Genomic DNA, 10,075 nt, shown 5'->3' on the forward strand with positions numbered 1-10,075 from the left:
GAGCGTCCACCTCGGCTCCCTGATTGTCGAGGCGCAATTACCGAGGCGCACCGTCAGTAGTTCGGGCTTGCCTCGGGTTGATAACCAGCGCTATCGACCTCTTGCACCCGGCGCTGCCCGCGCTTCCGTCGTGATCTTGCTTCGGTTTGGTCGACACCTTTCCGCTTAGGGACACTGGTCCCCGCAAGGAGGAGTTCATCGTGCCAAGGACGCGTCCGGCCTACCCGCCGGAGTTCCGTCGCCAGGTGGTCGAGTTGGTCAAGGCCGGCCGTACGTCGGAAGACTTGGCCAAGGAGTGTGAGCCGTCTGCACAGACGATCCGCAGCTGGGCGACCCAGGATCGTGTAGACACCGGCGAGCAGGCCGCACTGACCAGCGACGAGCGGGAGGAGTTTGCCCGACTGCGCCGTGAGGTTAAGCAGTTGCGCGAAGAGAAGGAGATCCTGCGCAAGGCCACGGGCTTCCTCGTCCGGGAGTCCGGCCGGTGATGTGCTACCGGCTGATCAATGAGAACACGGCACACCACGACGTCTCCCTCATGGCTCGCGGCTGCTGGGTGTGTCACGGCAGGGCTACTACGCCTGGAAGAAGCGCGGTCTCTCCCGCCGCCGGCGCGAGGACGCCGAGCTGACGGAGAAGATCAAGGGACATCACGAGCGGGCGGTCACACAGCACCTACGGCGCCCCGCGCATCCAGGCTGACCTGCAGGAAATCAACGGACTGCGAGTCGGCCGTAACCGGATAGCCCGCCTGATGCGGGCAGCGGGACTGGCCGGCGTGCACCGGCGCGCGGGTCGTGTCTCGCTCACCCGTCAAAGCCGACACAACGCCGCTGCCCCGGACCTGATCCGCCGCGACTTCACCGCGACGGCGCCGAATCTGCGCTGGACAGCGGACATCACCTACGTGCCCACCCAGGAGGGATGGCTCTACCTCACCGTCGTCCTGGACCTGTTCTCCCACCGGATCGTCGGCTGGGCGATGGCTGACCACATGCGAACCGAACTGGTCACCGATGCCCTCGCGATGGCGGTCACCGCCCGCAGGCCCCAACCTGGACTGATTCACCACAGCGACAGGGGAGCCCAGTACACCAGCCTGACCTTCGGGCAGCGATGCAAGGAAACAGCCATCCGCCCCTCCACTGGCCGCACCGGCTCCTGCTTCGACAACGCGGTGACCGAGAGCTTCTTCGCCTCACTGGAAACGGAACTCATCGAGCGCTCGGTCTTCCACACACGCCGCGATGCCGAACGGGAACTGCTCAGCTACATCGAAGGGTTCTACAACCCCCTGGCGCCGCCACTCGGCGAACGGCCAGCTCAGTCCAGCCGAGTACGAACGCCGACAGACACCGCCAGCATCACCCGCCGTCACCTACGCTGCCGCATAGAGCACAAGCCCGTCCGTGTCTACCGGACCGAAGCAACTCCAGTCGCACCTTCTCAGATTGGTCGCAAGCAGGCCCGGTTCCACGGCGTGGTCGAGAGCGTTGTGTGTCACCGGCCTGACCGCGCCGACGGGCCTGATTCACCGCCGAGTTGCCGTCCACAGCAGTGCGGGGCGCCGCACGCTGCGCTTGAGCGCTCCACCGACAGCCGTGTCCGAGGCAGCGAAGATAGGGCACGCTATCCTGGATTCAGGATCACGTGTATGGTTGCCAACATGCTTGCTCTCGCCACAGACATCGATGAGCTGACCCGTTTCGGGCGGGCACTCGCCGACCCGATCCGCTGCCGGATCCTCCTCTCACTCCGGGACGGGCCGGGGCATCCGGGAGACCTCGCCGCCCAGCTCAACGTCTCCCGTACAAGGCTGTCGAACCACCTGGCCTGTCTCCGCGACTGCGGCCTCGTCGTAGCTGTTCCGGAGGGGCGGCGGGTGCGCTACGAACTCGCCGACACGCGCCTCGGCCACGCGATCGACGACCTCCGGGACGCCGTCGTCACCGTCGAGGCCGCCCGCAGCTGCCCAGATGCGGACGAGAAGGGATGCTGCTGATGACTTCCCTTCAGCTCGGCCCTTCGCCGGCACGACGTGAGGCCCTCGCACGAAGAGTGCGGTGGCTGGTCGCCGCGACCATCGTCTACAACGTGATCGAGGCAGTCGTTGCCCTGACGGCGGGCGCTATGGCCTCATCCACCGCCCTGATCGGGTTCGGGCTCGACTCCATCATCGAGGTCTCCTCCGCCGCAGCAGTCGCATGGCAGTTCTCCGCCAAGGATGACGCGCTGCGGCAGTCGCGGGAACAGACCGCTCTGCGCATCATCGCCTTCTCCTTCTTCGCTCTCGCCCTCTACGTATCCGTGGACGCGATCCGGTCTCTGCTGGGGAACGGCGAAGCCGACAGCTCACTGCCCGGGGTCGTCATCGCAGCCCTGTCCCTGGCCATAATGCCGTTCCTGTCGTACGCCCAGCGCAAAGCCGGCCGCGAACTGGGCTCCGCCTCGGCCGTTGCCGACTCCAAGCAGACCCTGCTCTGCACCTACCTCTCCGCGATCCTCCTCGTCGGGCTACTGGCCAACGCGACGCTGGACTGGTCTTGGGCCGACCCGGTGGCAGCTCTCTTCATCGCCGCCATCGCTGTGAAGGAAGGCCGTGAGGCGTGGAAAGGTGACGGCTGCTGCGCCGCCCCGCCCGCCGCAGCCCTGATGAAACCACCCGCCCAAGAGGGCGGGGACGGGTGTGGCTGTTCACCCGGGTGCTCATGCTGCGAGCCGGCCCAGAACAGCCTCTGAGACTGGAGCCTCCGCAGCCTCGCAGCAGAAGGTCTGCTACGTGACCGCCCCGACCGTCGTTTGGGTGAGGGCGGTGACGTAGCAGGCGGCTACTCGCCAACACAGCTTCTTCCAGCGTCAGTTGACAGTGCAAAGCGTCGCCGTCATCCGCGTTCGGCGACTCGCCTACGACGGGAGCCGAGCACTTCTGCGTGTGTCCGAGACAGCCGGCGCGAGACGACCCACTGGCGCGATCCGCGGGACTTGACCTGTAGGAACACACGGGGCTTTTGCGGATGTCGACACCTGCTTGCGCCTGCTCGCCGGTAACTGCCTGAGCCGTTCCGAGCGTTCCTCAGGCGCGCGGCTCCAGGCGGACAACGGAGAAGACGTTGCTGTCCCATCATTTCCGATCCTCGCGTTCGAAGCGAAGTCCCGCATCTTCGAAAGGGGTTACGTCCCGGCCTTCGAGACGCACAGCGGTGATGCGCCCCGTGGGCCCCTTGTGAAACGAGATGGACCGGCCGCCGATCTCCATTCGCCATCCCTGACTGGGAATGTCCAGCACGGACGCAAGCCAGCGGGCGCTGTCCGCCGGGTTGGGGACTTCAACGACGAGTCCGCTCAGAGTCTGTTGGGGAGGTGCTCCGCGTTTGAGACGCTCCGCGAAGCGCCGCATCCACTCCGGAAGGCTGTAGTGAACGAAGATCGGCTTCCACGCCGGGCCGGTGGTGGGCCAGACGAACGTCAAAGTGATGGCCCGAGGTTTCCGCCCCATGGTGACAGACGTGGTGTTTGTTCCAGTCCCTGCGTTGTGCATCGTTTTCAGCAGCTGGTTGACGTCGTCGACCGCCACCACGAAGTTCGTCGCGCCGCCTCCCTCGGTGAGTACGGCATCGACATGTGGCATGACGGCATCCGGGAGCGCCCCGTAGATGCTGGTGCGTGAGAGTGCCTTGCCCCGGTCCGGCAGTGCCAGTACCTCCACGTATCGGCGGCCGTCCCACCATGTCGCACTGTGGGTGCCGGGGACCGGGGCGAAGGGCGTGGGGTGCAGACGCAGACCTGCTCGGCCGTAAGCGTCCTCAGCTTCCTGCAGGTTGGGCACCCAATGCATCGGGTGATCGAGAACGATTTTCACGATACCTCCAGACACGGGCTCTGGCAGAGCTATGCATGGACAGCCGCCATTACCGAACAGACCTCGGAGGATTCACAACAATCCTTCTACCTTCCCAGCCTGGCAGAGCGCCCTTTATCACCCCAACTCAGCATACACAGCCTGCTGAATTCGGCTACTTCGCGGCTCGTCGGCCGCCGACGCAACGGCCAGCGAAGGGCGATGCGCCCGGGAACAGCCATCCGGAATTCGTCAGTCCGGTAAGCGTCCGCTGCGCAGCGAGCTGTTATCGATATTGACAACGGTCACCGATGCAGCCTTTGCCGATTCGCGAGAGATGAGTTTCACTGATTGAGGCCGAGCCCCCAGATCGGGAGGAAAGACTTGTGAGTCCTGACCATCACCATGGCCATGGGGCCCATGACCACGAGGCGCATTCGCATGGTGTTACCGCAGACACCGACCGCAGATGGCTGTCTCTGGCACTTGCTCTGATTACGGTTTTCATTGCGGTCGAGAGTGTCATCGCGTTCATTTCCGGTTCTCTGGCACTGCTTTCCGACGCCGCACACATGCTCACCGACGCCGCGTCGATCGTGCTCGCACTGGTGGCCATGCGGCTCTCCGCCCGCCCCGCGCGCGGTGGCTACACCTTCGGCCTGAAGCGGGCCGAGATTCTCTCCGCTCAGGCGAACGGGCTGTCTCTTCTTCTCCTGGCGGCCTGGCTCGGCTACGAGGCCATCCACCGCATCATCGATCCGCCTGAGATCGAAGGCTGGATGGTTCTCGTGACCGCCCTGGTCGGGATCGTCGTGAATCTCATTGCAACCTGGTGCATCTCGAAAGCCAACCGGACCTCGCTCAACGTAGAGGGGGCCTACCAGCACATCCTCAATGACCTCTTCGCCTTCATCGGTACGGCTGTCGCAGGTCTGATCATGCTGACCACGGGCTTCGCTCGCGCGGACGGGATCGCCACGCTCCTGGTGGTCGTGCTGATGATCAAAGCGGGTTACGGGCTGGTACGTGATTCCGGACGGGTGCTGCTCCAAGCCGCGCCTGACGGCCTGGACCCTGATGCGATCGGTGACCGACTCGCTTCGCACGACGGCGTGGCAGAGGTCCACGACCTCCACGTCTGGGCAATCACGTCCGGACATCCAACGCTCTCCGCACACGTCATCGTGGAGGAGGGCGAAGACTGCCACGCCGTACGAGGTGAACTCGATGGCCTGCTGGTCCAGAATTACGGGATCACGCATTCGACTCTGCAGGTTGATCACGCACCAGAGCTCCATGACGTACTCACGGCAGCGCGGCCCAAGGCGACCGTCTCGGCACATTGTCCGGATCCACACGGTCCGGCTCATTTCGCTGAACCGCACGATCATTGACAGAGCTTGACAAGCCCGCATTCCTAACCGGGGGAATACGTGAATTCGCAATCGCATGTCGTTTCCGAGAACGACGTTCTGGCACGTTTCGGCCGGGCACTCGCCAATCCGCTCAGCTGTCACGTGCTCCTGGAACTCGGAGAAGCTCCCGCTTATCCCGCCGACCTGGCCGAGGTACTGGGCGTCTCAACCACTCGTCTCTCCGACCACCTCGCATGCCTGCGGGACTGCGGTCTCATTGTGACGGCGTCTGAAGGGCGTCAGGTGCGCTACGAACTGGCGGACCGACGACTCGGCTATGCGTTGGACGCTCTCCGGAGCGCCGTGGTCACAGTCTCGACGCACCGCACTTGCCCGGACGCGCTGGAAAAAGGCTGCTGCTGAGCAGGCGCGACCTGCGGGGTGTGACGTGAGGCGGCGTTCACGATCTTCAAGAGTGCCGGGTTGCGGTTCATTCTCCGCGGGAATGGGGGGGTGAGCGGCGGTACACGCCGGGCTCGGTGTAACCGCCCCTGGAAAACGCCTCCGCCAGGATCCAGTGAACGTGCACATCGGCTGCCGAGTAGTAGACGAACGTGCCTTCCCGCCGGCCGGTGACCAAGCCGGCCAGGCGCAGCTTCGCCAGGTGCTGACTCACCGCCGTGGGCGCCGCGTTCACCAGCTCCGCGAGGTTGGAGACAGACGCCTCTCCCTGAAGCAACGCCCAGAGGATCTTGATCCTTGTGGGATCTGCGAGCAGGCGGAAGGCATCGGCAGCGAGCTGAGCCTGCTTGTCACTGGGCATGTGGACCTCTGGTTGGTCTCCTTCTCGCACGCCCAAGAAGATACAACAGAACTTCAGCGACTTGCGAACCTTCGTAGTTGCGCATTTAGCTGTTCAGCCGAGGGCAGGGATGGCCCCGGACTCATCGCGCATGGTCACCAGTTCAGCGAGTGAATCGCTGCGGTGAGATGCCTGCTGCCGGGCGACTGCCACGGGCCGCTGGTCGGACGTGCGTGTCAACGGACATCGTACAGATTCAAACTAGAACCTAAGGACAATCAGGTGAGCCAGCAACCGCAACAGGAGGATTCGCCCGTCGGGCGAACACCTTCGCCTTCCTTGCCGACTCAGAACGGAAACTCATCGCGGTTTTACCGACTGGGCACAGCATGCGCACGTAACCCCCTCAAGGTTCTCGCAGCATGGGCCGTACTCCTGGTCCTCGCCGGGGCACTCGCGACCCAGTTCCTGGGTGGGCTGAGCGGAAGCAGCAACGTGGTGACGGGGTCGGACTCCCAGCGCGCAAGCGAGTTGATCTCAGACAAGTTCGACTCCTCCAGCACGGAATCCGATCTCGTGGTCTTCGACTCGGACTCCCTCACCGTGGACGACCCGGCCTACCGAAGCGCGGTGGAAGCCGCTCTCAACGCGGTTCGAAGCGGGGACCACGTTCTCAACGTAACCAGCCCCTACGCCGAGGGTGCCGAGCAACAGATCGCCGGGGACCGGCGTACGGCCTTCGCTGCCGTGGGCATGGACGGCAGCGACAGCGAGCTCCAGAGCCAGGCGACCACGTTTCAGGAGCGCGTTGCCTCCGCTGTCCAGAACCATGAGATCGACGCCTACTTCACCGGGTACGCGCCGATCTCGGCAGCAAGCGTGGCGCAGGGCAACGAAGACCTGGCGCGAGCGGAGAGTATCGGCTTGCCGCTTGCTCTGCTCGTGCTCCTGGTGGCTTTCGGGACACTGGTAGCTGCCGGATTGCCCCTGCTGCTGGGTATCTTCGGCGTTGTACTCGCGTTTGGTGCCCTGGGGGTCGCCAGTTTCTTCACCGACTTCGACGTATTCGTCCAGTCGGTGGTGAGCATGGTCGGGATCGCGCTGGGAATCGACTACTCGCTCTTCATCGTCACGCGTTACAGGGAGGAGCGAACCCGCTCTGACGGAAGCCGTGCTGACGACGTGGCGGCGATCGGTCGGACCATGGCGACCGCCGGCAAAGCCGTGCTCTTCTCCGGCTCCACCGTGCTCATCTCACTCGCCGGACTTCTCATCGTGCGGGCCCCGGTCGTCCAGACCATGGCGGCGGGCATGATGGCAGCGGTGGCCGTCATGGTGGTCGTGACCCTGACGCTCCTACCCGCTCTGCTCGGCTTGCTACGGGGAAGAATCAACAAGTTCGCTGTCCCCGGCCTGCGTGGCAAGGTGGAGCACCCAGACCCTCAGCGCTCCGCCTGGGCACGCTGGACGCGCTTGGTCATGCGCCGCCCCCTGATGCTCGGAGGACTGGCGGCGGTCGTCATGGTCACAGCCCTCGTTCCCGCGTTCGGCATCCGTTTCGGGGTGGACCTGGGCGTAGGGGCGGTGGCGGACACTCCGGCCGGCCGTGGTTACGAGTTGGTCTCCCAGCGATTTGCTCCCGGCGTGATCACCCCTGTCAACGTTGTGGTCAACAGCAAGGACGGCTCCTTCGACAAGGCCGACCTGAACGCGGTCGCGGGTCTCACAGCAGACCTGCGGGATGATGCGCGCACCGAGCAAGCCGTTTCGATGACCTCGGTTCTCGACCAACGAGTGGGCAGTCACTCTCCCACCGCTTTGGAGCGATTCCTGGAGTCCGACAACGCACAGGACCTGGGCGAACTGGTCAACGCGCAGGGCAATACCGGAGTCATCGTCGTATACCCCTCCGTACGAGCCGAGTCCGACGAGGCGCACGACCTCGTGCACACCATTCGTGACTCCATGGCCCCATCGGCCCTGTCGGGCGGAGAGGGTGACTCGTCGAGCCTGGAAGTCTACGTAGGTGGCAGCACTGCGGAGATCGTCGACATCTCCGCAGAGAACGCCCGGGCCACTCCCCTGGTCATTCTGTTCGTACTCGGCGCTTCCTTCCTGCTGCTCCTCCTCGCGTTCCGGAGCGTGCTACTACCGCTCAAGGCCATCGTGATGAACCTGCTGTCGGTGGGGGCGGCCTTTGGCCTACTCGTCCTGGTTTTCCAGGAGGGTGTGGGCGCGTCTCTGATCGGAGCGGAGGAAGCCGGGTTCATCCAAGTGATCCTGCCGTTGTTCGCCTTCGCGATCCTCTTTGGTTTGTCGATGGACTACGAGGTCTTCCTGGTGTCCCGGATGAAGGAGGAATGGGCCGCGACGGGGGACAACCGAGCCGCGGTCTCCGCTGGCATCACGCACACTGCCGGGGTCATCACAGCGGCTGCGTCGATCATGGTGGTGGTCTTCGCCTCGTTCATGTTCACCGATGTGCTCGAGAACAAGCAGATGGGCTTCGCGCTAGCGGTAGCGGTACTACTCGACGCCACGCTGCTTCGCCTCTTCCTCGTGCCCGCGGTGATGAGGCTGCTCGGACCCGCCAACTGGTGGCTTCCGCGCTGGCTGGACCGGATTCTGCCACGGGTGGACCTGGGTGACGGCCGCTGAGCGGCCCCGCATCGTCGAACACGTCGACGGGGGCCGGTACACGGTGTGTTCCGGCCCCCGTCGGGGTCTTTGGGGCAAGGCCGTGAAGTTAAGGGGTGATTGGTGGCTGCAAGATGTTGATGCTGAGGGTGGCTGTGTAGGTGTGTCGATCGGCCTTGAGGCTTTTGTAGGCGTATCGGGACAGGGGTAGTTTCACTGCGCGGGGGCTGATGCGCAGGCGGCGGGCGGGCATGAGCTGGTCTAGGACTGCTCGGCCGATGACTCCGACAAGGTCGGATCGTGGGGTCGGCGATGATGCCCGCGGCCTGGATGATCTGATCGCGAGCGCATTGGAGCGCGATACTGAAACTGCCTCGGTCGGGGTCCGCTCCGGGTGTGGTCTCGGTAGCGTCGGTGATCGCGATCCGCAGGATCTGGTAGGCGCTCAGCAGGGCGTAGGCCTCCTAGGGTGATGCCGGCCCAGGTCTGTGAGCGCAGGACCCGTCGGCTCAGCATCGACTTCTTGATCGCGAAGTAGGCGGACTCCACTTCCCATCGCTCGTGATACAGGCTGACCAGGCTGGATGCCGGGTATCGATGGTGGTCAAGGAGGTTCGTGGCAAGCCGGTAGAGCCCGGTCCGAGGGCCCTGGCTGGTGGTGATGGTGATCTCGCGTTCGATGACGCGGACCTCGACGGCGCCGAAGCGGGAGAGGTAGGAGCCGTCATCGAAGCGGGCCAGGACCAGGGGTTTGCGGGCGGCCGAGACGCGAGTGAGGAAAGCGGCCTCGGTGGCGGCGACGGCGGCCACGAACGCGTTGCTGGAGAAGCCCCGGTCCAGCAGAATGATCATTCCTGCGTGGAGAGAGTGCGTCAGTCGCTTGCCGTAGACGGTCTCGCCGCTGGCCCGGGGGCCGAAGGCGGCGTCCAGGACCGCGCGGGTGCCGCAGGCCACCAGCGCGGTCAGGCAGATCTGCGGGTAGCCGGAGGCCGCGTACTGATTGCTGCCCTTGCCCAGGCGGCCCGGTGCAGCGGGCTGACAGGGACATCGAGATAGGTGCCGTCGATCGCGACGGTCAGCAGGCCCCGGTAACGGGCGTTGGCGGTACAGACCGCTGTGGCCGGGCCGCGGAACAGGTCGAACAGAGCCCGCATGAGGCGGACACCCAGACGATTCCGGTCGTCCCAAAGCGCCGTTCCGGTGACCTTCACGACCGGTGTCGCCTCCAGCGCGCTTGTGCCAGACCGCCAAGTAGCCGCACTCCTCGAACAAAGCTGCGGCCAGCAGCAGGTAGACCACCACGCGGGCAGGGATCTTCCGCAGTCGTTGTTGGACGGCACCGGTCTCGGTGAAATCCGCATCGACCATCTCGAACGGGACGATCCGGGTAAGTTCCCCCAGATGGCCAGGTGCGAACAGGCCGTTGGCCACCGTGATCTCACG

General features: G+C 64.7%; 8 protein-coding genes and 1 pseudogene. 6 read left to right on the top strand and 3 right to left on the bottom strand.

Features of this window, described 5'->3' with window-relative positions; all coding sequences use genetic code 11:
* The first annotated feature begins 200 nt into the window (after positions 1 to 200).
* The 3 genes and pseudogenes from AN216_RS27960 (at position 201) to AN216_RS01900 (ending at position 2,739) form a co-directional block, all read left to right on the top strand.
* Positions 201 to 1,394 (top strand): annotated as a pseudogene (locus AN216_RS27960) (IS3 family transposase).
* Between the two features lie 272 nt (positions 1,395 to 1,666).
* The gene (locus AN216_RS27965; RefSeq protein ID WP_107401868.1) at positions 1,667 to 2,002 is read left to right on the top strand and encodes an ArsR/SmtB family transcription factor; all 336 of its coding nucleotides are present in this window, start codon (positions 1,667 to 1,669) and stop codon (positions 2,000 to 2,002) included.
* Positions 2,002 to 2,739, top strand: coding sequence for a cation efflux transmembrane domain-containing protein (locus AN216_RS01900; RefSeq protein ID WP_079166156.1), 738 nt, complete (start codon positions 2,002 to 2,004; stop codon positions 2,737 to 2,739). The genes AN216_RS27965 and AN216_RS01900 overlap by 1 nt, the downstream gene beginning before the upstream one ends.
* A 382-nt stretch (positions 2,740 to 3,121) precedes the next feature.
* On the opposite strand, the gene AN216_RS01905 is transcribed toward AN216_RS01900, so the two are convergent.
* On the bottom strand, positions 3,122 to 3,859 hold the full coding sequence (locus tag AN216_RS01905) for a VOC family protein (RefSeq protein WP_139140834.1): 738 nt from the start codon (positions 3,857 to 3,859) through the stop codon (positions 3,122 to 3,124).
* A 365-nt stretch (positions 3,860 to 4,224) separates the two neighbouring features.
* On the opposite strand from AN216_RS01905, the gene AN216_RS01910 reads away from it, so the two are divergent.
* Positions 4,225 to 5,232: a cation diffusion facilitator family transporter gene (locus AN216_RS01910; protein WP_070194799.1), complete on the top strand. Its 1,008-nt coding sequence runs from the start codon at positions 4,225 to 4,227 to the stop codon at positions 5,230 to 5,232.
* 39 nt (positions 5,233 to 5,271) lie between these two features.
* Positions 5,272 to 5,616: an ArsR/SmtB family transcription factor gene (locus AN216_RS26305; protein WP_079166129.1), complete on the top strand. Its 345-nt coding sequence runs from the start codon at positions 5,272 to 5,274 to the stop codon at positions 5,614 to 5,616.
* 67 nt (positions 5,617 to 5,683) lie between these two features.
* Here AN216_RS26305 and AN216_RS01915 read toward each other — a convergent pair whose 3' ends face one another.
* Positions 5,684 to 6,016, bottom strand: a complete 333-nt coding sequence (locus AN216_RS01915) for an ArsR/SmtB family transcription factor (protein WP_079166130.1) — start codon at positions 6,014 to 6,016, stop codon at positions 5,684 to 5,686.
* 477 nt (positions 6,017 to 6,493) lie between these two features.
* On the opposite strand from AN216_RS01915, the gene AN216_RS01920 reads away from it, so the two are divergent.
* Positions 6,494 to 8,653, top strand: a complete 2,160-nt coding sequence (locus AN216_RS01920; protein ID WP_170842996.1) for an MMPL family transporter — start codon at positions 6,494 to 6,496, stop codon at positions 8,651 to 8,653.
* Between the two features lie 240 nt (positions 8,654 to 8,893).
* Here the strand turns inward: AN216_RS01920 and AN216_RS01925 are convergent, their stop codons facing one another.
* A complete protein-coding gene (locus AN216_RS01925) occupies positions 8,894 to 10,063 on the bottom strand; it encodes a transposase domain-containing protein (RefSeq protein ID WP_212732662.1) in 1,170 nt (389 codons plus the stop codon).
* Positions 10,064 to 10,075 lie beyond the last annotated feature (12 nt).

The sequence above is a fragment of the Streptomyces oceani genome, assembly GCF_001751245.1.
GTDB classification, from domain to species: domain Bacteria; phylum Actinomycetota; class Actinomycetes; order Streptomycetales; family Streptomycetaceae; genus Streptomyces; species Streptomyces oceani.